The following is a 24,162-nucleotide window of genomic DNA, read 5'->3' on the forward strand; positions in this document are numbered from 1 at the left end:
AAATTGCAAATAGTAACGCATCGCCTGTTCATCATTGCACCCCTACAGACATCTCCACATTGGTTTGCCCTGCATTCGTTTCTTTGAACTCTATGAATATAGACGTTTTCCGACTCATTTCATGCTCTTCAATATAGGTGAGAAGCTCCCAAAACGTTACCTGTGATTGGGCATCAAAGTCATCTGTTAGTCGAGTCATAATCATGCGGTCGTTCAGGAAATAACTGCTAAAATTAATTTCCTCTTCTGCTTCAATTGGAATAAACAGTTCGGCAGTGGGATTGCTCATAATGGAAAAGAACTTCTTTCCTACATCTTAGTCTTCAGAGTTCATATAACCCCTTTTATCGAAATTAAAGCTTTTGAAGCGGAACTTGCAATACAAAATGACGAGCTGCTCGGGCAATACAAAAATCATCGTATAGAATACGGCAAAGCATAGGACTGATATGACAGCCTCTTCGATATCAGCCAAATTGAACGTTCTCACGACAAATTGAACGATAACACAAGTCCAGTACCTCCAATAATAACGGCTGGAATATACGTTTTCGTTTCGAATTTCGCTCGGAGTTCATCTCATTTCGATCCCTTTTGATACTTCCCTCTTTTCAATAAAACAGAAAATCGGATGAGAGTAGCAACGAATAGCACACCTCCAAACTCAAAAAACCTTGAAAGACTTAAAGCCAGTCAAGGTTTTTTCGACCTAATCTTCTTAATAAGTATTATAAAACCCCTACACTCATCTCCGTATAGGTCTGTCCCGCGCGGCTTTTTTTGTACTCAACAAAAATAGGTGTTTTTTGAGTTTTTTCATGTGCGTTCATATACTCCATAAGCTCCCAATACTTCACCTGTGCTTCCACTTCAAAATTGCCTTTGATTCGTGTCGTGAGCATACGGTCAACTAGGAAATAGCTGTGGAAATTAACTTCTGCTTCCTTCGGGATTATAAAATGATTCCCTTTAATGGGAAGGAATAATTCAGCTGTCATAACTTCATCGGTCGGATTACTGATGATTGAAAAGAACATCGGTCCCGTAATTTGATAGCCATACTCGTCTAGAATCGATACAAAATCCGTTAAAGCAAGATCAATTTCTTCGGGTAAAAAGTTATATAGTTTGGACGCGACATTGCGGTATGCAATCTGATGGTTTTCTGCAATCATCATGCATCGCCCTGCCCTTTTATCGGCACATAGAGATCGATGATGATATCCCCGTATACATCCAGTAAAACGCAATAATAGGTAGTGTCCAATTCGATTTGTTGCGTGTTGGCGTATGCCTTCACTTCTTCATAGGCAGCGGCGAAATCCATTTTTTCATCAGCCTGCCGTAGGACCAATGCACTTCCGATGCTTAGGTTTTCATGGAAAGTAAAATCAGACTCATCTACTAAAACGACTGGACTGCTGATTGGCAAGTAGTAGGTGAATTTCCCGGATGTTTCATCCCCTAGGTTTTGAACAAATGAGAAAAATACCGGACCGTTTTTGTAGACATCTTTATTGAGCGTGAACTCTTCTAGCATGAAGATGGCTTCTTGCCAGTTCTCTTTTCTTTGTTCTGTTTCATATGTTAGTACGTTATTGAAAGTCAGTGAACGTTTTTCGATTCCCATTTACAAACACCCTTTCTAACATCACTTTTCGTTATATAAGTTTCCTTGTTCATTAAAATTAAAGCTTTTAAAACGGAACTTGCAATACAAGATGACGAGCTGCTCGGGCAGGATGAATAGCATGACGTAGAACAGTAAAATGCCTATCGCAATGACAACCATGATATTGATATCTGTGATTGCAGAGGTCCTGGCAATGTACTGGATCACAAAGACCAATCCAATTCCGCCAAGAACAGCGGCTGGTATGTACGATTTTGTTTCAAACCGTGTTCTAAGCTCATCTTTTTTCGACCCTTTGCGATAATGTCCATTGCGCAGTAAAATAGCGAAACGAACGAATGTGGCGATAAAAACCAGTAACCCTATCAGGAGTGTGATATAGGTGAAATTCAGAAGTGATTCTGGTGCAACCGACGAGCCTTCCCCTTTCTTTCCGATGAAAAATAATGCACAGATAAAAAGAGAAACGGAAAATAGGTTTTGGGCCACTAAGATGGACAGTAAATACTGGACCTTGCCACTTCTTTTATAGACTGCTGGAATTGCATAAATAAGAGACAGCACAATAAGTCCCGCCGTTATCCAGAAATGAACCTTCAATATTTCATCTTTGTATGGATATGCTGTCACATCTCCTGCAACAAAGTATTCCAGTGAAAATAGTAATGCCTGTAAAAATACGCATAGAACAAGGATACCCGCCAAAGCGGAGGGACGTTGTCTACCCGATTCAAGAGGTCCTCTCAGTACTTCGAAATCTTCTACTGTTCGTTTGGAGGACATCAAATGCACCCTTTCTTCGCTCAATGGAACCACCCTTTAATATGGTCCATTGCTGATTTATCGTCATCTCCAAATTTAACATTCAATAAGGAGTTCACTGCTATTCCTGCCACTACACCGACTGCGGTACCTACACCCGGTATTGGGATTAGCGCTGTACCGGCTGCAGTGAATCCGACTTGTACTGCGCCGCCGATCGCTAAATCGATTGCCGTGTCAACTGTTGCCCTACCTGCAGCTGCACCGTCGTCTAGTCCTTCGTCTTTCGCTGTAGAATAGTTACTATAATAACTAAGACCTGCTCCTAAAGGTGCGAGTGATTTAGCAGCTCCTTTTACAATGCCGCTATTCGCAATGCCTTTAAAATCAACGACATCCGTAAAGGACTTACCTGCGCCTTTAATGGTCGCTGTTCCTATTGTTTTTGCCTGTTGTTTAATGGTTGCTTGGTCATTCCAGTAAGCCAAAGTTGGATGCTTTTTCAGTACACTCTCTCCAGTACCTGACCAGCCGCTCTGTCCCGGTTTCTGTGACGCAAACTTCAGCATCGCCTGATTGGTAGCTTGAATGCCATAATGCTTCGGAGACCATTTTTTATTCCCTTTAGGAAGTCCTGCCATGAGTTCTTTAAGTGCTCTCGCATCGGGATTGACCTTTAAACGGTCTAATGCGGTTTGGGTTGCATTGATGCGATATGAATAGTTGCCTGTTTGCAGATTTAAGTGTCTTGAAGTACTCAAACCACCGTCTTTACCTGCAGCATACATGCCCAAACTAGAGAGCCCTCCAGTAATCGTACTGTTCGCTTTTTTTGCCAAACCGACAGCTTCTTTCAACATCATTACATAGCCATTGGCAGAAGTAGTTGATACCTCTCCCGTTTCATCCTCTGAACCGTCTTCGACAACGCCATTCATAACGTCAACTCGGTGTTGCAGTTCTGTTTTGAGCGGTTGGTTTTCCGATTGCTCCGCCCACTGTTCAGGTTGAAAATCTATATCGGTCAGGCCATTGCTCATCATACCTTCTATTTCAAGCAACCACAGTTCCATTGTCAGCAAATCCGCTTCAATCTGCGTTAATGCGGCTGTCTGCGTTGCATCGAATTCATGGAGATCAGTGACCGTTTTTTCCTGCTTCGTTTGTGCACGTTTCACGCCTTCGTGCACTTCGCTGTCATTCAAGTGCGGAAGAGCGACGATGTCACTGACTTCATCCATGATAGCATTCGCTTCGTCCGTCAAAGTGAGCGTTAATTGGTCAATTGTTGTCAGTCCTTGTTTAACGTCCGCTTCGAGAAAACTTTCTTGGATGTAACCGTTCGAAGCCGATTCCAGCGTGTCGAGAGCGGATTTCATTTGGCTTAGAACGCTGTCATAAGAAGATTTAAAGGTCGTGAAAAACTGTAAGAACGGCATATGACAATCGTTATAAAATGCTCGGATAGCGTTCCCGCCTTGTCCCTTCAGGGAATCATCCAGCGCAACGAGTCCTCCAACGGCAGTTTCAATTGCTTTCATCTCACCTTCCAAACGGCTGAGCATTGTAATATTGTTCTGCAAACCCTCTTCAAATGGGCTGACGTCCAGTACCTTCATTGTGACACCTGCTTCGGTCCTGCTAGTGTGCACTGCATGACAGATGCTACTTTTTCATCGGATTCACTCATAAACTTGACTGAATTGGTAGTCGTTACACTATTAGCAAGAAGCACCGTTTGATAACTCGTTAGTAACGTTTCTAGCTTAGTCGAAAGCTCCGTCAATTTCGTCACGACATCCAGTGTATTCCCTGTAATTGGTGGTTCTGCTTTCGGATTAAGCAATGTGGTTGCATTGCTCATGTCACTGACTTTACTTTCAACATCTGCATACACTATTTTCACTTCGGTAGTCATCTAGTTTTTGCCTCCTCTGCTTCTTCCTTAGCTTCCGCCTCAAGACGCGCAATGGTCTGTTCGATAGAAACGATTTCAGCGTTAAGCGAATTAATCTTGTCAGCAATTGCAGTAAACACGTTCGTGAACTGGGCTCCGGTTATTTCCAGGAAAGGTGTATGGATTCCCGCTTCACGAATATCTTGAAAAGCAGTGGCCAGCGTACCATGCCATGTACTCGTAGATAATTCTGGTTCCAGACACTTTTTTTCATCCGATTGAAATTCCGATTGTTTTATCACTAAGTCTGATTGGCATTTGGTGAGACGCCTCACTTCTTCCAGCTTTTTCCGTAATAGTTCATTGTAATAAGCCAGCAAGTCTTTTCCTCCTATCCTGTTGTTTTATCACTCCGTAAATTTCGTTGATCCCCTTCAGAAGTGTTGACTAGCTTTGGCAAGAAAAACGTAAACAAGGTAACGAGCCCAGCCACAATAATGGCCAATAAAATCAGTGTCCTCGGCTTATTAGTAGCGGTATTCTCTTCTACGATCTTGACAGCGTTGGTTTTCTTTCCACTCTTTTCAGCACTGGAAAAGAGACCGAGTTCGGCTGTTTTTGCTGCGACAGTACTTTTCTCTCCACGTTCCTTAGTTTGGAAAAGATAGGATCCATTGCTTCTCTTCGGTAATTGCCTTCTACCATCAAAGTAAATATCAAACTGTTTAACAGGGATTGTGTTTCTCATCTCAACCTTTTTACTGTCATGCAAATAATCGGTGTTTTTCTTGAACTTTAGTTTTTCATAAACAACTGGTTCCAAATCGAGATTGGGTTCATCATCCGGAGCTGCTTGAACGGTACTATGACCCGCCGTCCAAGCGATTAACAGGATTACAAGTAGCAGCCAAGTCGATTTAGTTGTCATGAGCTTGTTCTGCCGTAGACGTGTCATTTGTTTTGTATTTATTGATCAAATAAGAAATCATGATCATCGCAATCGCAATGATTCCTGTAAGTACCGCTCCCCATATGAAGTTCGTTTCAGGTTCATATTTTATGGACATATAAACAGTCGATAAAATATCTGGAATGTTTATTTCAGGTACTGCAAGGATTAGAAGCGGCGTAATGTATAGACACATCAGTACGACACTCGCAATCCATCCTGCTGTTTGCCCGAATTCAAGTGCTGCCCGAATAACCGCGGCACTAGCCAATAGGAGAAGGATGGTGAATACTGTCCATTCAACTGCACGTTGGTCATTCAGCACATACATGTTTATGCTGTAGAGACTGATAATAAGACCTACGAGTAAAGACAGCATGCAAGTCAATCCTAAGCGGAAGCCAATTGGACCTTCTTTAATTTGATAACTAAAGAAACCAATTAACAGGCTACTAATAAGCAAAATGAGTAGTAGAATAACAGGCGGTACTTTCCTCACTTCATCCGCAAATGCGGCCTCTCCTTTTACCTGGAGTGGATTGACAAAATGATTGAACACATAGCCATTCTCTTGCCCGTCAACATAGGTGTTACCAAGAAAGTCTTGAATATCCGTATCAAATGCTGACATTGCATCCACATTCGTTTCCCACTTATCGCTGAATGCGGTAGACGTTTCTTTCATATTATCCGCTTTTGCAGTTAGATCACTCGCGTAATTGACAAGACCTTTTTGCCTCTCTGACAATGAATCCATCATGCCGCTGAGCGAAACAAGTTGACCACTCACATTTCTTTGACTAGCAGCAACTTCGCCTTCACTTGTTGCCGCAACAGGTTCGCCTGCAGTATTTTGAATCTGGCTAAGTAAAACGTTTGCTTGCTCATCAATCATACTCAAATCATTCAATAGCGCAGCATGCTGCTCTTGCACTGTTTCTTTGTAACCGGACATGATTGCAGCAAACGTTGTACTCAACTCACTCATACCGAGCTCAGTTTCAGGGATACCGTCCCCTACAGAAGTCCAGCCTTCGAGTTCTATTTCATTCATCTCGACAACGTTTTTCAATAATGCGGTTAAGATTTCATCTTTTAGAACGCCATCTTTATGCGTACTTTGCCCCTGCTCGTCGAGGGTAAAACCAAATTGTTCGAGCGTTGCATAATAGGTCAACAATGTTTTTGTATCCGTGCTAGCAGCACCTTTCGCAAACAAGTCTGCTAATCTATTCCGTTGATCCCCCGACAATCCATCGTGCTTAAGAAGGGATGCTTCTTTTTGCTTTATTTGATAAATCATCTGCGCTGTATCTGCAGGGGCTGAATTCAAAATTTGTTGAATCGATTCATATTCCTTGTTCAATACATCATAATCACCAACCAGATCCTTGTAGTCGGTGGATGCTTTTACATAATCATCCGTTCCTTCTTTCTTTGTACCGCTCCAAAGTGCTTCCTTTTCTGACATGACTGCGTTCATCGATGATAGCTCGCCTTCAAGCTGTTCCAATTCACTTATGAATGTAGAATCGGGAGTCGCTTCGGCAACACTAGCTTTCATCGCGGTCAATGCTGCTAAAATCGCAGTCACTTTATTTTGCTCTTCTTCGAGCCCTGGCAATGCAGCTGCGAGCTTAGCACCGGCTTTGCGGTCCATTTCTTCTTTGATTGCGTTCATTTGTTGCTGATCAGCTGTTGGATTAGTTGTACCACCTACAGCCGATCCATCTTTTCCAGCCGCAATTCCTTTTTCCAAATTACCTAAAATCGAATTATTATAGCGGTCAATCGCAGTTCCTTGGACGACAAGAAGGTCCACTAGTTGTCGATCGACTTCGTTTTTACGCAAATCGGACAGTGCATTGAATTTTTCTTTATTCGCGTCAATTTTTTCATTCACTTTGACAATTTCACCGTTTAACTTTTCGTTATTTTCTTCAAGCATCTGGACCGATTCGTTGAACTGGCTCGATTGAGTTGCCGCAGCAGCATGAATCTTAGCTAGACTATCATCTTGGACTTGTTGAAGAATATTTTTTTGCTGTTGTTGAAATTCTTTATACTGCTGTACATATGTGATGAAACCGTTCATTTGCTGTCCGAATGAGTCTGCATTTTCAATTCGGGCATTATGACCATTATTTGCATCACTGATTACGGAGCGCAGTCCTTCCATTTGTTTTTTCTGGCTCTTCATCTCTTCCGCTAGCTTCTCGGACCCTGGTTTATAATAGTCGGACATCGCAGTAAGGAATTCTGTTTCCTTGCCCAGAATCGTTGTGAACTCTTTTTTAATATGATCCATTTCTTGTGCAACATAACTCCAATAGAGTGTCGAAACCTTTTCGTTTACACGGTTTGTGGCCGTTTCAATTTCATGGAGTACTTTTTCTTTTTCTGAACCCGCTTTTTGTCGTTGTACTTCATAGGAGAATTCCGCTTGCTCTGGATTCTGCTGATCATATGACATGATACTTTCCGAGAAGTCTGAAGGAATATACACAATCGCTTCATGCTGATTCGATTTTAACCCGTTAACAGCGGTACCACGGCTCATGACTTTCCATTCATACTTTGAATCTTCGGCTAGAATGGAAACAACCTCTTCTCCCATATCGACGGTTTCATCATCCTTGGACATACCTTGGTCTTCATTGACAATCGCTATAATTCGTTTATTGGAACTATCCGCATTAAACAGATTCACACCTAGTAGTTGAAAAAACAAAATGGGAACAGCTAGTATTAATACAATTCCCGCACCAATTTTCAGTAAACTCTTATTCTTTTTCATTGCAGAATCTTCCTCTCAATCTCACTTAACGGAATTTGTATTTTACTAGCATTGCCATTCAAAATATAATGTGCAAATCCTAACGGAAGATCCATTTCTTTGCGTTCGTACGCAACAGTATATAATGTCTGCTCTGATTTTTTCATGAAGATAAGCGCTTGCCGAACCAGCTTCAATTCATTCGTGAATGCATCGTAGCCTTTCGTGATTTCCGCATTATTTCCAGAGATAATGACATTGAACCCTAAGTGGGAATACTTTTTCATCAGCTTCGATAAGCGATCTTGTATGCCAATATCTGCTACTTGTAAAAACCGTGTATAGCCATCGATGATGAAATAAGAGGGTACAAGTTCAGCTGCCCTGTTTCCTGACTGGACGGTTTCCAGATACGCATTTTCGGCTTGAATGTAGAATTGTTCAGCTTGCGTTAACCACTCCATGAGACGTTCTTTCGTTTCCAAGTAGTCGACTTTCGGGTCTCCGGAAAACATGGATAAGCCCCGGTCAAATGAGTCAAATATCGCGATGAAGCCAACGTCTTGATCCATCAGCGTATGAAGGATCCACTTCAATGTATTTGTTTTTCCTCGCTGTACTTGTCCAACTAGCAGACAATGGCGATTTTTCCTGAAGTCGATCTTTATCGGCCGTACTGTTTCTTCATCCAATCCGATTGCAACAAGTCCATTTTCCTGTTCCCCTGATACATAAGAAGGGAAAATGGTTGACGTCAATTCGAACGGCAACATCGGAATCGGTTGAGGAAGTTCCTCGCCACGGTATTTCTCCTTCAGTTCTCGAGCAATCATTTTAATCGCTTCCAGGACTTCGAAATCATTTGCCCCCGGCGCCGGAAGGAAAACTTGCGCGAAATGTGGATCCTCTTTTTTGATAATAGCCCTGCCAGGGAACGGCTCCAACTCAAATGGGACACGTCCAATGACTGTAAAGGATTCCGTAGCATCCATTAAATAATGAACAACTTTCGTTTTCAAATTATTCATGAGTGATTGTCTAACTGATTGCACGCGCGTCGCAGCGATAAACAGATAGATACCAAGCGACTGTCCGTCACGCCCGAATTGGATCAGTTGCATTTCGAGCTCTTCCATCTCTTCACGGATGATATCGTAATTATCGACAACCATGTAGATCAGCGGCAAACGATGCGCAGACAATTCGTTGTACATATTAATGTTGCTGACTTCCGCTTGTTGGAATGCCAATTTCCTTTTCGTAATCTCATCTTTCATCAACTTAACGAGTTTTTCCCGCTTCAACTCTTCATCCAGCGTGAAATAGTCAGCTGTATGCGGTAGTTGTCGGAGTGGTAGTAGCGATCCATTGCCGAAGTCCAAAATATAAAAGTTCGCTTCGCTCGGCGGTAGATGATCAGCTATTCCCAGAACTGCCGTCAGCAGTGTATACGACTTTCCATACCCTGATGATCCGAAAACACCCAGATTGCCATCTTTCGTCCAATCATAACCAATTGGTGTTTGACTTTGTTTTTCTGGCTCATCAATCATCCCGAGCGAAAAACCAACTTGTATTGCAGAACGATCTTCCGTCGTTTCGATACGCATTGCCAGCGGCGGTAACCACGGACTCGCTAACTTCCGGATGGACATATCTGCTTGTGTTTGTGCAATTTTTGCCGTTACGGCTTCCATTTCTGTTAGACCGCTTCTTTTTTTGCTGATATTTGTTTCGATACCGGAAAGAGAATGCAGACCAAGGTCCGTGACAATCGCAATGTCATCTTCGCCCTCCAATGTTTCCTCCATATACGGCGCGCCGCTCCAAGCAGATTGAAACAATTCATAGACTTCATTGTTCCCCACTTGTAAATAGCCTCGACCGGTTACAGTAATTGTGGCAGCATCGCCATTTTTCAAAATCTCTTTACTATCCGATGCATCCTGTACTTTCAATGCGACACGGAAACGGGCATTACTCCAAATCTGTTCGTCGATGATACCGCCCGGTTTTTGTGTTGCCAAAATAAGATGGACACCCAGGCTTCGGCCAATTCTGGCGGTACTAACTAGCTCGCGAATGAATTCAGGTTCTTCACTTTTCAACTCTGCGAATTCATCTGAAATCAGGAACAGATGCGGCAAGGGTTCAGCTGCATTTCCTTCCTTATAGAGCGTCGTGTAATCATCGATATGTGTGACGACGTATTGGTCGAATAAACGCTGCCGCCTTTTCAGTTCACTATTAATAGAAGTAAGTGCACGCATACTGAAGTTTTTACTGCCTTCAATGTTTGTGATGGTGCCTAATAGATGAGGAATATTTCTAAACGGTTGCGCCATTCCTCCACCCTTATAGTCAATCAATAGAAAAGCGACTTCATGGGGATGGAAATTGACGGCAAGCGATAGAATATACGTTTGAAGAAATTCACTTTTCCCTGAACCCGTCGTCCCTGCCAGCAAACCATGAGGACCATGCGCTTTTTCGTGTAGATTCAAATGGACAAGTTCCTCTTTTCCTTTGAAACCGATTGGAACGGCAAGTGACTTCGACGATTCGTTCGTCAGCCAATTGCGTCCAATCGGAACATCTTTAACGTCCTTCACCCCGAACATTTCAAGGAAACTGACCGAACTCGGTATCGAATTCTTCATGCCTATCTGATGATTGAGCGACTTCAGCATTCGAGCAAAGCGTTCATTCGTTTTCTCATCATAGGCATCCAGTTGAAATGGCGTATTAACTGCTTTTCCAGCATTGATGAGGATATCGCCTTCCCAGTCATTTACGTAACGGACAAGCGTATGAACATTTTCAGTCATACGCTCTTGTGCCGATTCAGCAAATATGACAGAAATGCCGAGATCCTCATTACTTTTCCCTTCCAAGTACTCTAGAATGACATGCTCCGCAATTAACGGGTAATTGGAAACGATGAATACAAGATGTGGTGTGAATCTCACTTTCCCTTTCATGTCATCCATATCGCGTTCGCGAATTATTTCATAGAGTGACGACAGCAACTGATCGCGCGTCTCTTCGTTATGAATCAATCCTTTTGCATGCATATTTGGAAGTGTGAAATGTGGCAACCATTTCATCCATTCGATGTCTGCGTAGTCCTTGTTGTTAAAGATGTAGATGAAACGTGTATCATGGTAACTATGAGAAAAAGCGAGCTGCCCAACAATCTGGCGTAATTCACGCTTGATAATCGATGCTTTTCCGATAAGTCCTAAAATTCCTTGCGATATACGGGCAGTGATTGGGGCACCTGGAATTTCCTTATAGACCGTTTCCATGCGCTGTGCTTGTTCCAACAAATCATCGACTTCTCTATTCGCCAAATCCCCCGATGACAACTTAATGTCATAACTAGCGGGCACATTGCCGGTACCAAGTCTAAATTCCATAAAATCATGACTTTCCAATGTCTTTTCCCAAATTCTACCCGACAACTGATTCGTCAATTGCTTCATCTGTTCAAACGGTGGAAAATGATAGTCCAATACTTCTTTTTGCTTTTTGGATAATTCATATAGTTCTTGACGCATATTTTGCAAGTAGATTGTGTAGACACGGCGTCTTTTCGCTTCATTTACCTTACGTCTTTTCCGATCTTTAAAAAATTGCACAGTTGAAGTGACCAAGGTCATTAGGAACATGGAAATGGAAATGATGATGAAAATCCCACGGGGTATCAAAATGGCAACAAGCCCCATGACGATGAGCATAACTAGCGGCGGTGCAATAATAAGCAAAAGACCGCGCCCTGAATCATCACTTTCCTGCGTTGGAAAGGATAGTGACACTTTGTCTTCAGGCAAGTCGTAGATCATTCTGGGTGTCCGTCTGTAATCGGGATACATCGTAACGAGTTCAGACTGTGGTACGTCAATTTCTGACAGTCGGGTTTCGTACTGGGCAGCAGTAACGACTTCTAAAATGTCTTGTTCGATTAATTTCATTTCCATGAATGCCCACTGAACTACATCTCCGATTTGAAGGGGCTCATTCATGTCAACTCTTTTGCCGTTCACATAGAGCGGGCAACTGTAATTTTTCTTAATAATCCAGCCAGCCAATGTCTTATTCAATGAAAATTGACCGGATTCTACATTTGAAAAAGTAACTTCTTCTCGGTTGAATGTTGCCGTTTCAAGTCGACTCTCAAACGAAACTTCATTTTCATAGTCGAGATAGTACGTTTTGGTAGAAGCGGGAGCAGTTAAGACATATAAATGAAGAATTAGTTCTTTTTGTTCAATCGACAAACTCCCTTTGTCCGATATTCGACCGACGTGATCGACTCCATCATGAACCGTAAAACCATCCTCTTCCTTCGCTACTGTGAAATGGCCCGATGTAAATGGATACGACAGGATTGTGATATCATTTTCGATAGCTGGCCCGATAGTTAGTGAAGTAAAAGAATTTTCATCCACATCGATACGTTGATAATGTTCCCCGTAAAACACCCATAGTTGTTTCATCATGTACACCTTCTTTTTTTAGTTCCTAGTTTTCGCTTACGAATTTCATTCCTTATCTACTGTTTCAACTTTGTCTACCTTCTCTTGCTTTTCTACTTTGTCTGCTTTATCTTGTTTCTCTGCTTCGGCTGCCTTTTTTTGTTTCTCTACTTTGTCTAGCTTTTGTTGCTCCACTACTTTAGCTGCCTTTTCTTGCTTCTCTATTTCTGCTTCGGCTTCGGCTTTTTCTGCCTCGTCTTCCTCATTCTGCTCCATCAATTTTTCATACTCTTCCACTTCTCTATCTACTTCTTCTAACAGATATTGTTTCTCTTCGCCTGTAAGCGTATGATCAGCTTGGAGTTCTTCACGTCTTTTAAGTAATCCAAAAGTGATGAGTTCACCATCTTCCATTGACCTAGCCAAATCAACCGCATTCGCGGCTTCCCCCCGGCCAAGGTAAATCCAATACTTCAAGTAGTCGGAATCTGTTTGCAACGTGATATTCGACAGCACATTTCTTTTTTGTTCTTCATCCAATTTTTCATTTGTTACGAATGAATGAGCCAGTTCATACAGCATCACATAAGGCATCGACTTTATGCTGTACGGGCTTAGTACGGTGACGACCTGACTATAATTCCGCTGCAAAAAGTATTCATGGCTATCAATGTACGCTTCATTTTTCGGCTTTTCGTGTATGAAATAAATAAATGCAAATAGTAGTGCTGGAATAAGTAGCACGCTAAGACCGATAGATAACCATTTAGTCATTTTCCACTTTTTACGCGGTAATTTCACAAAGCTTTGTTCTTTGATATCCAAATTTTCAAGTTGTTGCTCAATATAGTCGAGTAACGCTCGGCTATCCTGAATGGACATCACTTTCGCACTTGTCTCATTAAGCTCCAGGACCTCGTTATACTTTAAATATTCTTCATATGTGAATGAGCCATCTACTGCCGCAGCTACTGCCGCCCTCGTTTCCAGCCAGACGCGCTCCGCATCATTCCTAAATGGCGGCAAACTCTCCATCACCCCGTAATAGATGAAAACAGGGGCCATGCCTTTGCTATACACTATATTTTCGGGACAAACGATCAGATTTAGACGGGGGTATGGATGGGCATCAACCTTTTCTACAAGCTGATGAGCAAATATCCATCTTGACTTAGCATCTTCCGATTGAATTTCATCAAACTGCTTCAACGAACTTGGTATGTCTGCTTGTATGATTAACTCGTCATCTGTTATGACAATTTCTTTTCTGATTTCAGGATTGACTTCTTTTAAAAAGACAATCTCAGTACTTCTTTTAAAACCGAAACGTTCTTTTTGAAAGATGAATGTTCTTTTGTTCTCTTCTTCATTGATCTCTACACCTATCAAATCTTTTAAATATGTATGTACATGAGTCGGCATCTTTTTTTCTCCTTCAAATGATTTCAATACGGTCACCTGTCCTAATCCCACAATGTGCCAGTGTCAAATGCCCTGGAAATAGCTTGTCTTTATTAACTACCCGTATCCAGTGACCTTCACGCGGATTTATTGAAATAGAATTTGCCTGCCAAGCAATGTCTATCATTTTTTTCATAGTATAGTAATCGGATAATCTAAGATCGATTATATCGCCCTCGTAATTTGAAAGATCTACAGTAATTTCGATATACATAATTTCCACCTCAATGAAGGAAAAGCGCCTTCCTTTTAGGGAATGACGCTCCACTATTTTCAACTTCTGAATCTGAACAATTAGCCGCGAATTTGACCGGCGATTTGCTGATCCGCGTCTTGTAATGCTTGTCCTGCACGGCTTAACTGTACGCCGACTTCACTTAATAATTCACGCATTTCGTTAAAACTTGGCTTAAGGCGCTCATATTGCTCCGCAAACGCTGCACTAGAAGCCCCTTCCCACATGGATTGCAATTCACCAATCATTCCGTCCAAACGGCCGATTTGTGAAGCAACCTCCCCTGATTCGTGATTGTAGCGTGATGCCATTGCATCCAGTTCTGCTGGTGTTACGCGAATAATTCCTGACATTCCAAACATCTCCCTTTTCCTTGAATTTTAGTGCATGTATAAAATAACTGTATGGATAACGACAATTTCTCATCGCAATACAGAAACTTCTGAATTTAGACTCGCGTTTTTTGCGGCATCACCTCCTTTCCGTTTCGATGAGCAATTATGGTGCAAGAATCATCGATGTAGTCTCTACTGTTTCCCTAATCCGATAAGTGATTGTGATTGGTTGAGTCGCAAGGTCATTGTAAATCGTGTTATATTCCCGGGTCGCGCCCGTCACATAGTATTTTTGGAAGTTGCAGACATTTACTTGTTCAATCGCGCGTTCATCGACTTCAGCTATTATTTTTTCAACAATCGTGCCTTTTGCATGCTGTAATTCCGCATCAACCAACCGATTCAATCGAAGCGCCAATTCTTCCATTTCGCCCAGCAGACCATTCACATATACACCACTGGGCTGCATGTCTTCGTTTGGTAAAAAACAATAATCCATATTGATTTGTCCCAATTTCAACTCCCCCTCCATTAGCGAAGCTCAAACATCACCGTAAGTTGCTGATCTTCAGTAAAAAGTTGAATAATTGCATCCTTCATTTGACTGAATAACAGCTTCCCTTTTTCTATATCGGCTGCGTAGAAACTTTGAATTCCATCCATCACATTTGTAATTTGTGACGGCATGGGCGGAATGTGTTCTTGAACAGAAATACCGATCATCTCGCGATCACCACCGCCAAGCAAATAACTGTATGAATGAGGATTCGTTTCCATATAGCCTATTTGAGTTAGTAAGTCTTTTCGTCTGGACTCGTAAGGTTGTTCAAACTTCTCGATATAAGCACGTTGTATACGCTGGATGACATGGCTCTTTTCTTCGTAGTTATCCAATCCCATCCAATACAACCGGGTCGCAGAAGATACATTCACCTCGATAATGGAAGCTCCCCCTCCTGCGGAATAAATGAGGTCATTCCCTACATAGCGCCGATTCGGTTGGGAAAGCCCGTTGATAAGGGCCTCTAATGCATGCGCATCGAATGATCCTAATACATCTGCTAGAAGGTCCTTCCCTGATTCCCATAAAAGATGAAAGTCAGATACGATACCATCCAATTGTTGAATCGCATACTTAATCCCCTTGAAGCTATCATTGAACCCTTTTATTGTCGTGATATCAAAAGTTGAAATTGCAAGCAACACATTCGACACCTTCTCCGCACGCTCCTGTATGCTTCTCAAATAATCTGAAATCCGTTGTCCCTCTTCCCCCGACATTGCATCGGCAATCACTATAAGCGTCGGAAGCTGCTTGATCAACGTTAGCAGCCGTTCTTGAATAACAGGAATTTGGTTAACAATTCCCTTGAAAGCCGCATGCCGATTCTTTGCCGCCTTGAATGGATTGGAGATTGTAAATTTCGCAATGTTTTTCAGGCTTAAAGCCCCTTCACTTTCGGGATCTCCAGTCAGCAAGACATTAACATTTTGAAGGAAGTTATTATCGATGCCCGTTGCAAAGTAGAATAACCCATCCATACCCGCCTCTTCATAGTAAGGTGCCGCTGTCGCTACGTACTTTTGCAATGATTGCAACTGCTTATCCGGAATTCTACTGATTACATCGTGAAGTCCTGTTATGTTAGGGTCCGTATCGACTACTTGTTCATTTCCAAAACGTATAAATCCTCTGGTAAGATGTAAGGGATAGAGCGCATCTTCTTCAGACGTAATATGTTCGATGTGTTTGCCCTTTGATTTGTAGTAGTTTAATGCGAAAGTACGGAGTTGATTTGGGTCGAGTTTGTAAAGTTCATCGACATCTTGGAATTGCTGTCCGAATTTTATTCGAATCTCTTTAAAAAAGTCTGCGTCATTTGCGGCAAGCTGATAGACGGTCGGAGCTGCATCATTTAATGCATAGACTCCGTCAAAATCTGACCCTAATAAATTCAGCATTTGAATGTGGTTGCCGCCTAGTGAATGGCCAATGCCAATTTTTCTTAGTTTTGGAATATTGATATCGTTTTCACTCGTATTTCTCGTTTTAATTACCTTATTTATTTCTTCGCTTGCCCATTTCTCGAAATCCTTCGCATCTTGTAATTGATCATTTACTTTCCCAGTGAAAATACCTAACCCATTGTATAGCCAGTCGAGTGGTTGCCCATCTCCCTCTCCACCACTCTCTGCGTGCTCAGAGCCACGAGGTATCGTATAACTTTGATTAATGCCCTTCTCTGGATCGTAGAAATGAATGACCGTCCCATCGAAACCGCTATCTCTACCCTCTCTTTTGAAATCATCGGATTTATATAAAGTAATCGCACTTGGTGGTTCTGCGCCTGTTTCCTCAATATAAATGCGACGTATTTCCTCTACCGAAATTGAAGTGAATTTCCCATCATCCATAGTTCCATATTCTAATTTCGCAATTCGCGCCTTAAGAATAGCGGAATCGAGTATGTCTAATTGTTCGTCATTTGATTTATTCATCTGGTCCTCCCCTCTAGTAAGACTCGGATAGTGAGTACACGATCATCTTTAATTCTCAAATTTCACTGATTTGACTAGCTTCCAAAAATGATCTTTAATAAGTTTTGTATCTGCTTCACAATTCAATGTCCAGTCACTGCAATGGTGATCAAATACTATCCCCAATGCTTTATCACTGTTTTTATGTTTGATAAAGCCTATATATGAATAGACCGGAATTTTCACTTCTCTTTCTAGTCCAGCCTCATAAATTCTTTCACCATAATAATAGATATTGTCTTCATCTTCGCTTTCACTATATTCACCCTTGAATTTAGAAAAGTCAGTCAAGTGTTGTAAACCTATTTTCTCGGAGTCAGGTCTGTCCTCAAATTGCCCAAATACGCCGTAGGAAAGATTTTCTTCGTTATCTAGCCATGCATATGAAAAGCGTTCCCAGTGCTTTTCTCGCTTTTCATAAAACCCTTCGGATAGTTTAGCATCCACAGGTATCCACATCGTATATGCCTCTGTCCATGGCTTAAAAGCATAATGCCCTTCTGCCACTTCGTCAGTTGAAACGAGGAAAGTACGTGTAAACTCATCTTGTGCTGCAATTGTATCTGGAAGTTCCGTCGTTGTTTCCTCATTATCGCCCGATTTCTCCATACCTGTGCAGCCCCCTATCAATATCGAAAAAACTATCAAAATTGTAATTTGTAATCGTTTCAACTCATAGTCTCCTTCCAATTGAACCCTTCATCTCTTAGTTGGTTGCATGTGTTTTTCATGATGGAATTCAATCTTGCCGGAATACGGCTTCGTATAAGAAATCTTATAACTTCGGAGGACGCCGCTTAGATTATCCAGCCAATTTTACTAAGTCTTTATCGCTAGCCGACGAATATGTTACTCGATTGATTTTTACTGACTCTTTTATTTGCTAAAAATTCATTTTAATTAATTCCCATAGGTTTCCATTATATTAATAAATAACACTTGGATAAGCCGCTGTCAAAGAACACCAATTTTCAGCAAATTAGACTCAGCCCTTTAAGCCTACTTAACTATTTAAAATCTATTTTCCGGAGTAATAATTGGTTTCTATCAATCTAGTTAAGTAGTTATTATTTAATAGATAATCAAGATTTCTATTCCGAATCTATTACTTTAGATTCATTTTAAGTTTTTGAAAATTAAAATAATATCTCGATATAAAGATGCTTGAAATGAAGGGATGTATTTGATTTGGAAATTGACTGAGGTTTTTTATTCTTGGGGCATAGCGGAATTGAGTATATCTAGATGTTCGTCATTCGATTTATTCATCTTGTCCCCCCTCTAGCAAGACTTGGATAATTAACTTATGATCTACTTTAATCCTCAAATTTTACTGATTTGACCAGTTCCCAAAAATGTTCTTCAATACTTTTTGTATCTGCATTACAATTTGTGGTCCAATCACTGCAATGGTGATTGAATAATATCCCCAATGTTTTATCACTGTTTTTATTTTTAATGAAGCCTATATGTGAATAGACAGGGATTTTTTCTTCTCCTTCTTCTCCAACCTCAGAAATTCTTTTGCCAAAGTAATAAATATTATTCTCATCTTCACTTTTACTATATTCATCCTCAAATTTAGAGAAGTCAGACAAATGTTCTAAACCCATCTCTTCAGAATCAGGTCGGTCCTCAAATTGACCGTAAACGCCATAGGATAAATTTTCTTCGTTATCTAGCCACGCATATAAAAATCGTTCCCAGTGCTTTTCTCTTTTCTCATAAAAGACAGAATCCAATGTTGCATCTGTCGGGATCCACATCGTATATGCCTCTGTCCAGGGCTTAAAGGCATAATGCCCATCCGCAACTTCGTCAGTTGAAATGAGGAAAGAGCGTGTGTATTCATCTTGTACGGCAATCGTATCTGGAAGGTCTGTTGTTGTTTCCCCATTATCGCCCGACTTCTCCACGCCTGTGCAGCCCCCTATCAAAATCGTAACAACTATCAAGATTGTCATTTGTAATCGTTTCAACTCGTAGTCTCCTTTCAATTGAACCCTTCGTTTTTTAGTTGGTTTGTATGTATTTTTCATGATGGGAGTAATTCCGCCGGAACACCGTTATGTAAAAGACATTCTATGAACTACGGCGTACACTGTTGGATTTATTTATCTAATTGTTCGTCATTTGAATTATTCATCTTGTCCTCCCCTCTAGCAAGACTTGGATAATTAATTTATGATCTACTTTAATCCTCAAATTTTACTGATTTGACCAGTTCCCAAAAATGATCCTTAATTCGTTGTGTATCTGCATCACAATTTGTTGTCCAATCACTGCATCTATGATCAAATAAAATCCCCAACGCTTTATCACTGTTTTTATGTTTAATGAATCCTATATTTGAATAGACAGGAATTTTTTCCTCCCCTTCTTCACCAACCTCGGAGATCATTTCACCATAATAATAGACATTTTTTTCATCGTCGCTTTTACTATATTCACCCTCATACTGTGCGTAGTCAGACAAATGGTCTAACCCTACCTCCTCAGAGTCAGGTCGATCTTCAAACTGTGCAAATATGCCGTAGGAAAGATTTTCTTCGTTATCTAGCCATGCATATGAAAATCGTTCCCAGTGTTTTTCTCGCTTTTCATAAAACCCTTTGGATAGTTTAGCATCCACAGGTATCCACATCGTGTAAGCTTCTGTCCAAGTCTTAAAAGCATAATGCCCTTCCGAAACTTCGTCAGTTGAAACGAGGAAAGAGCGTGTGTATTCATCTTGTGCTGCAATTGTATCTGGAAGCACCGTTGTTGTTTCCTCATTATCGCTCGATTTCTCCATGCCTGTGCAGCCCACTATCAAAACCGAAAAAACTATCAAGATTGTCATTTGTAATCGTTTCAATTCGTAGTCTCCTTCCAATGGAACCCTTCGTTTTTTAGTAGGTTTGTATGAGGTTTTCATCATGGAATTTAATCTTGCCAGAACTAAAAAATCCAAAATACAAGGGAGTACTCAGCTTAGATTAACCAGTCAATTCGACTAAATCTTTATCGCTATATAAAGTTAATCTTCAATCAGAGGGAGGGTTCTTCATCCACCGAATATGAGACTTGAGGGATTTTCTCTACCTCCTCATTCTTTCAAAATTTCATTTGGATTCATACTTTCCAGCGTATTATCCTTTGTTCCTATACCTCTTCTTTTATCAATCAAGTTATCATTCAAAATAATTGTATATGCACCTCTAGGTATACCTTCCAGCTCATTAATATCTGAAACGATTTTATCAAAGACCGCCTGATCGGGTTCCGTGTCAGATTCTTTCATAAATAATTCTATGAGAATCAACATTTGATCGGGCTTGAAATCAGCTTTACTCAAATTCTTTTTTATTTCTTCTTTACTAATTTCCGGGTTTTCTAAATACATATCATATATCCCTTGAAATTCGTTACCGAGCTTGCTTGTTCTGTACACTGAACTTGAGAATCCAGAACCTCCGACTTTTTCTATTGCCTCTATTGGTACTCCGACAACAGGGTATTTTTGAAGTATACTTTCCAAGTATTCATCTAGCGTTGCAAATTCTTGTTCATAAATCATTGCATATAATGCGCCTTGGATCGCATTTTCAACTTGCCCTTCTTCGGACCAGACTTCATCAGTTTCCACGGTTTCACTATCCACATCTATTGGTATAATTGCATACGTATAAAAATGGGGTTCACCTACCGACTCCACAAATATGGTTGCACCATCGACTGCCCCGATGATGTTATGGACAATCACTTCTGTTTTATAGGTGCTTAAGAAATACTTTTGGACCGCTTCTTCGATTTCTTCCCGGTGTTCTTCAGCCAGTCTTCCTGTTTCTGGTCTGCTGTCGCGCAATTTATAACCTTCACCGGTGTAGTCCTGTACACGTACGAAGTTCTCTATTTCGTACGCATTTCTCTTGTTTTCAGTCGACGGTTTCTTAACCTCAATTTTTTCATTGTTGGTTAAATTATCCATACCTGTACATCCTCCTACTAGTAATGAGGAGCTCAATGTTAGTGCCAGTATGTTTTTATAGCCAATATTCAATGAATACACCTCAAATGTCTATAGTAGATTGTTGTCCCTCTTCTATATAAAAAGCGCTATCAATGATTTACATGAATTTTCCATAATACTAATAGATACCACTAAGATAACCAACTGTCAAAGAAAGACAATATACAATGATATAAGCTTAGATCATTTAACCCACACGAAATATGCCGTTCCATTTAAACAAGTAACAATTGTCTGCTATTAGTAAATACCATTCTAGTAAACTGTTACTAATACAGTAAGATACCTTACGGACTGCCCCGTAACCATTACTTTAGGTTCATTCTCCCTATTTTTAAGAATCGGAAAATACCTTGATATGAAGGGATTTATGTGGTTAGTAGATAATTGGATTTCTGTTTGTTGGAGGTTTTTCGTTGGTTGGACAGTTTTTGAAAATGGTTGGACGCTTTCAGCGATTGGTTGGAGACTTTTCTAGTTCTGTTGGACACTCCACTGTTGGTTGGACAGTTCTCGAGAATGGTTGGACACTTTCAGCGATTGGTTGTAGGCTTTTCTAGCTTCGTTGGACACTTCGAGGATTTTGTTAGACACTCCACTGTTCGTTGGACAGTTCTCGAGAATGGTTGGACGCTTTCAGCGATTGGTTGTAGGCTTTTCTAGCTTCGTTGGACACTTCGAGGGTTTCGTTGGACACTTCACTGTTGGTTGGACAGTTCTCGTGAATGGTTGGACACTTTCAGCGGTTGGTTGTAGGCTTTTCTAGCTTCGTTGGACACTTCGAGGGTTTCGTTGGACACTCCACTGTTCGTTGGAAAGTTCTTGGGAATGGTTGGACACTTTCAGCGATTGGTTGTAGGCTTTTCTAGCTTCATTGGACACTTTGAGGGTTTCGTCGGACACTTCACTGTTGGTTGGACAGTTCTCGTGAATGGTTGGACGCTTTCAGCGGTTGGTTGTAGGCTTTTCTAGCTTCGTTGGACACTCCACTGTTGGTTGGACAGTTCTCGAGAATGGTTGGACGCTTTCAGCGATTGGTTGTAGGCTTTTCTAGCTTCGTTGGACACTTCGAGGGTTTCGTTGGACACTCCACTGTTCGTTGGACAGTTCTCGTGAATGGTTGGACACTTTCAGCGATTGGTTGGAAACTTTATTGAGTTCGTTGGACACTTCCAGGCGATTCCCCGAAGACCCCAGATTTTAATTGATCGAGTCTACTAGTCCATGCAACCATGGACAAAAAAGACGCCTTCCACCTGATCATTTACTGTGATCAAGCAGAAGGCGTCTTCATTCAATATTGGGTTAAGTACTTTAATCATAACGAGCGTACGAACTGTAACCCGTAAATATGCCCGCTCAAACAATCTACTAACGGTTTCGTAGCTGTCAAATTAGCGTTATTTCCCTAGCGCCTAACCTCTTCAGACGTCACAACATATGCATTCTCACTCTCAACGCCAGTGGCGGATACGGAAGTAATTCCATATGTGTATTGTTTGTTGCGGTTTGCTGTCTTATCTAAAAATACGGTATTTCCTTTTGTATTATAGACAACATCTACTATGCTATGAGGATTTTCATAGGATCCCACTTGGTTTCCTTCAAAACGGTAGATCACATATTTTCTTGGTTGTGTAGTCGTTTGATCCTGGATGACTAACTTCATTCCGGCTATATCCTTGTTAGCTTGTACCCATGTTGGTTCTGCTGGAATTGCTGCGTTGCTCCAAGAAGTTGCTGGAGTTAAAGCAGTATAATTATAAAGTTGTTGCTTCAGGATTGTTGCATAACCAAGCTGATTTTTTTGGATGCTCTTTAAAGAAAAGTGCATTTGACCCGTAGCTATTTGGTTTGCTCTGTTAGCAACTACTTGGTTTGGTAACTCCATTTTGTTCTTCCACGCTTTATCAGCGTCAATGCCAACTTTATAATCAGCTAGACCAATATATAGATTAACAGGATGTTTGTCGGCATAGGTGTCTACTTCTTTACTCCACCAATCTAATAGAGTTGAATACTTAGCTACTGACAGTGTTTTAGACCAGTAGATTTGTGGCGTAATATAATCAATACTGCCGTCTTTAATCCATTGTCTTGTATCCGCATATAAGTCATCATAATTTGTTACACCAGCTCGCGTACTGCTGCCAGTAGGATCCATTGATTGATTGCGCCACACTCCAAATGGAGAAATCCCAAATTGCACATGTGGTTTAGTTGTTTTAATTGATGAATAAACCTTTTTGACAAGTTGGTTGACATTATCTCGACGCCAATCGACTATTTTTTTGAAAGAAGATCCATATTTCTTAAATGCAGCTTGATCGGGAAATGTTTCATTTTTAATTTTATAAGGATAAAAATAATCATCCATATGAACAGCATCAATATCATATTTAGCTACTAATTCTTTGACTGTAGCTATTAAATAATTTTGTACTTCAGGAAGTCCAGGATTCAAATAATATTGCTTACCATATTTAACTACCCATCCAGGATTTGTGTGGGCTACATTACTAGGCGCAAGACTTGCTAATGTTTGGCCAGGCATTGTTACTCGGTAAGGGTTGACCCATGCATGTAGCTCCATACCACGCTTGTGCGCTTCATTAATCATTATTAATAAAGGATCGTAACCAGGGCTTTTCCCTTGTTTACCCCCTGTTATATAGGATGACCACGGCGCCAATTTTGAAGGATATAACGCATCATTTGTTGGTTTTACTTGATAAATAACTGCATTGAATTTATTAGCTTTCAAGTGATCCAATGTTTTCTGTACCCAAGCAGTATATTGAGCTGCATTCATGCCAGGTTTCATATCCACATTTTGAACGGTTGCAATCCAAGCTGCACGCATCTCGTTTTTAGGGGGAGTCACGCTTGCTCCTTTAACCTGTAACGGTAGGAGTGAAATAAGTAAAACGAGTGTTATAGCCGCTGATAATGTAGCTTTAAATAGATGTTTTTTCATTATAAGTAACTTCCTTCCTTACCCTATGTAATGGTTTTTCTAGTATTTCGAGTAGTTGTCCATCTTTTTGACTTCTTTATTTCCATTTCCCCCTGTATCCTTATCCTAT

General features: G+C 40.9%; 21 protein-coding genes. 1 reads left to right on the top strand and 20 read right to left on the bottom strand.

Annotated features, from left to right (window positions below; translation table 11 throughout):
- Positions 1-31: 31 nt before the first annotated feature.
- The 19 genes from ACP8HG_RS13735 to ACP8HG_RS13825 form a co-directional block, all read right to left on the bottom strand.
- Complete coding sequence (locus ACP8HG_RS13735) at positions 32-289, bottom strand: hypothetical protein (protein WP_338655070.1); 258 nt, start codon at positions 287-289, stop codon at positions 32-34.
- A 439-nt stretch (positions 290-728) separates the two neighbouring features.
- On the bottom strand, positions 729-1,178 hold the full coding sequence (locus ACP8HG_RS13740) for a DUF5085 family protein (RefSeq protein WP_231885715.1): 450 nt from the start codon (positions 1,176-1,178) through the stop codon (positions 729-731).
- Positions 1,175-1,630, bottom strand: a complete 456-nt coding sequence (locus ACP8HG_RS13745; RefSeq protein WP_438296807.1) for a DUF5085 family protein — start codon at positions 1,628-1,630, stop codon at positions 1,175-1,177. Before ACP8HG_RS13745 ends, ACP8HG_RS13740 begins: the two co-directional genes overlap by 4 nt.
- Before the next feature lie 21 nt (positions 1,631-1,651).
- Positions 1,652-2,440, bottom strand: coding sequence for a hypothetical protein (locus ACP8HG_RS13750; protein WP_438296809.1), 789 nt, complete (start codon positions 2,438-2,440; stop codon positions 1,652-1,654).
- Complete coding sequence (locus ACP8HG_RS13755) at positions 2,437-4,014, bottom strand: ribonuclease YeeF family protein (protein WP_438296811.1); 1,578 nt, start codon at positions 4,012-4,014, stop codon at positions 2,437-2,439. Before ACP8HG_RS13755 ends, ACP8HG_RS13750 begins: the two co-directional genes overlap by 4 nt.
- A complete protein-coding gene (locus ACP8HG_RS13760; RefSeq protein ID WP_338655059.1) occupies positions 4,011-4,313 on the bottom strand; it encodes a YwqI/YxiC family protein in 303 nt (100 codons plus the stop codon). The genes ACP8HG_RS13755 and ACP8HG_RS13760 overlap by 4 nt, the downstream gene beginning before the upstream one ends.
- Positions 4,310-4,672 carry a YwqH-like family protein gene (locus ACP8HG_RS13765; protein ID WP_438296813.1) on the bottom strand — a complete coding sequence of 121 codons (363 nt, stop codon included), beginning with the start codon at positions 4,670-4,672 and terminating at the stop codon, positions 4,310-4,312. Before ACP8HG_RS13765 ends, ACP8HG_RS13760 begins: the two co-directional genes overlap by 4 nt.
- Positions 4,673-4,683: 11 nt before the next feature.
- Positions 4,684-5,220, bottom strand: a complete 537-nt coding sequence (gene essA, locus ACP8HG_RS13770; protein WP_438296815.1) for a type VII secretion protein EssA — start codon at positions 5,218-5,220, stop codon at positions 4,684-4,686.
- Positions 5,210-8,038: a type VII secretion protein EsaA gene (gene esaA / locus ACP8HG_RS13775; RefSeq protein WP_438296817.1), complete on the bottom strand. Its 2,829-nt coding sequence runs from the start codon at positions 8,036-8,038 to the stop codon at positions 5,210-5,212. Before esaA ends, essA begins: the two co-directional genes overlap by 11 nt.
- Entirely contained in the window at positions 8,035-12,516 is a 4,482-nt protein-coding gene (gene essC / locus ACP8HG_RS13780) for a type VII secretion protein EssC (RefSeq protein WP_438296819.1), read from the bottom strand. The genes esaA and essC overlap by 4 nt, the downstream gene beginning before the upstream one ends.
- A 45-nt stretch (positions 12,517-12,561) precedes the next feature.
- Positions 12,562-13,917, bottom strand: coding sequence for a type VII secretion protein EssB (gene essB / locus ACP8HG_RS13785; RefSeq protein ID WP_438296821.1), 1,356 nt, complete (start codon positions 13,915-13,917; stop codon positions 12,562-12,564).
- Between the two features lie 13 nt (positions 13,918-13,930).
- Positions 13,931-14,170: an EsaB/YukD family protein gene (locus ACP8HG_RS13790; RefSeq protein WP_067212643.1), complete on the bottom strand. Its 240-nt coding sequence runs from the start codon at positions 14,168-14,170 to the stop codon at positions 13,931-13,933.
- 80 nt (positions 14,171-14,250) lie between these two features.
- The gene (locus tag ACP8HG_RS13795; protein ID WP_067212644.1) at positions 14,251-14,544 is read right to left on the bottom strand and encodes a WXG100 family type VII secretion target; all 294 of its coding nucleotides are present in this window, start codon (positions 14,542-14,544) and stop codon (positions 14,251-14,253) included.
- 145 nt (positions 14,545-14,689) lie between these two features.
- Positions 14,690-15,040 (bottom strand): hypothetical protein, encoded by a 351-nt coding sequence (locus tag ACP8HG_RS13800; protein WP_067212647.1) that lies wholly within the window; start codon positions 15,038-15,040, stop codon positions 14,690-14,692.
- A 17-nt stretch (positions 15,041-15,057) separates the two neighbouring features.
- Positions 15,058-17,025, bottom strand: coding sequence for a DUF6792 domain-containing protein (locus ACP8HG_RS13805; RefSeq protein ID WP_438296824.1), 1,968 nt, complete (start codon positions 17,023-17,025; stop codon positions 15,058-15,060).
- A 48-nt stretch (positions 17,026-17,073) separates the two neighbouring features.
- Entirely contained in the window at positions 17,074-17,736 is a 663-nt protein-coding gene (locus ACP8HG_RS13810) for a hypothetical protein (RefSeq protein WP_438296826.1), read from the bottom strand.
- 644 nt (positions 17,737-18,380) lie between these two features.
- Positions 18,381-19,043, bottom strand: a complete 663-nt coding sequence (locus ACP8HG_RS13815) for a hypothetical protein (RefSeq protein WP_338655043.1) — start codon at positions 19,041-19,043, stop codon at positions 18,381-18,383.
- 215 nt (positions 19,044-19,258) lie between these two features.
- Positions 19,259-19,921 carry a hypothetical protein gene (locus ACP8HG_RS13820; RefSeq protein WP_438296828.1) on the bottom strand — a complete coding sequence of 221 codons (663 nt, stop codon included), beginning with the start codon at positions 19,919-19,921 and terminating at the stop codon, positions 19,259-19,261.
- A 231-nt stretch (positions 19,922-20,152) separates the two neighbouring features.
- A complete protein-coding gene (locus ACP8HG_RS13825; RefSeq protein WP_187045873.1) occupies positions 20,153-21,034 on the bottom strand; it encodes a DUF1672 family protein in 882 nt (293 codons plus the stop codon).
- Positions 21,035-21,492: 458 nt separating this feature from the next.
- On the opposite strand from ACP8HG_RS13825, the gene ACP8HG_RS13830 reads away from it, so the two are divergent.
- Positions 21,493-21,636 (top strand): hypothetical protein, encoded by a 144-nt coding sequence (locus ACP8HG_RS13830; RefSeq protein WP_342539145.1) that lies wholly within the window; start codon positions 21,493-21,495, stop codon positions 21,634-21,636.
- Between the two features lie 848 nt (positions 21,637-22,484).
- On the opposite strand, the gene ACP8HG_RS13835 is transcribed toward ACP8HG_RS13830, so the two are convergent.
- A complete protein-coding gene (locus ACP8HG_RS13835; RefSeq protein WP_438296831.1) occupies positions 22,485-24,053 on the bottom strand; it encodes a glycoside hydrolase family 10 protein in 1,569 nt (522 codons plus the stop codon).
- Between the last annotated feature and the right edge of the window lie 109 nt (positions 24,054-24,162).

The sequence above is a fragment of the Sporosarcina sp. FA15 genome (assembly GCF_051550195.1).
Classification (GTDB): Bacteria; Bacillota; Bacilli; order Bacillales_A; family Planococcaceae; genus Sporosarcina; species Sporosarcina psychrophila.

Excerpts from the sequence above, each read along its gene's own strand:
- ACP8HG_RS13825 (WP_187045873.1), bottom strand. The coding sequence starts at position 21,034 with ATGGATAATTTAACCAACAATGAAAAAATTGAGGTTAAGAAACCGTCG.
- essC (WP_438296819.1), bottom strand. The coding sequence starts at position 12,516 with ATGAAACAACTATGGGTGTTTTACGGGGAACATTATCAACGTATCGAT.
- ACP8HG_RS13755 (WP_438296811.1), bottom strand. The coding sequence starts at position 4,014 with ATGAAGGTACTGGACGTCAGCCCATTTGAAGAGGGTTTGCAGAACAAT.
- essA (WP_438296815.1), bottom strand. The coding sequence starts at position 5,220 with ATGACAACTAAATCGACTTGGCTGCTACTTGTAATCCTGTTAATCGCT.
- ACP8HG_RS13835 (WP_438296831.1), bottom strand. The coding sequence starts at position 24,053 with ATGAAAAAACATCTATTTAAAGCTACATTATCAGCGGCTATAACACTC.
- essB (WP_438296821.1), bottom strand. The coding sequence starts at position 13,917 with ATGCCGACTCATGTACATACATATTTAAAAGATTTGATAGGTGTAGAG.
- ACP8HG_RS13740 (WP_231885715.1), bottom strand. The coding sequence starts at position 1,178 with ATGATGATTGCAGAAAACCATCAGATTGCATACCGCAATGTCGCGTCC.
- ACP8HG_RS13805 (WP_438296824.1), bottom strand. The coding sequence starts at position 17,025 with ATGAATAAATCAAATGACGAACAATTAGACATACTCGATTCCGCTATT.
- ACP8HG_RS13745 (WP_438296807.1), bottom strand. The coding sequence starts at position 1,630 with ATGGGAATCGAAAAACGTTCACTGACTTTCAATAACGTACTAACATAT.
- ACP8HG_RS13790 (WP_067212643.1), bottom strand. The coding sequence starts at position 14,170 with ATGTATATCGAAATTACTGTAGATCTTTCAAATTACGAGGGCGATATA.
- ACP8HG_RS13795 (WP_067212644.1), bottom strand. The coding sequence starts at position 14,544 with ATGTCAGGAATTATTCGCGTAACACCAGCAGAACTGGATGCAATGGCA.
- esaA (WP_438296817.1), bottom strand. The coding sequence starts at position 8,038 with ATGAAAAAGAATAAGAGTTTACTGAAAATTGGTGCGGGAATTGTATTA.
- ACP8HG_RS13760 (WP_338655059.1), bottom strand. The coding sequence starts at position 4,313 with ATGACTACCGAAGTGAAAATAGTGTATGCAGATGTTGAAAGTAAAGTC.
- ACP8HG_RS13735 (WP_338655070.1), bottom strand. The coding sequence starts at position 289 with ATGAGCAATCCCACTGCCGAACTGTTTATTCCAATTGAAGCAGAAGAG.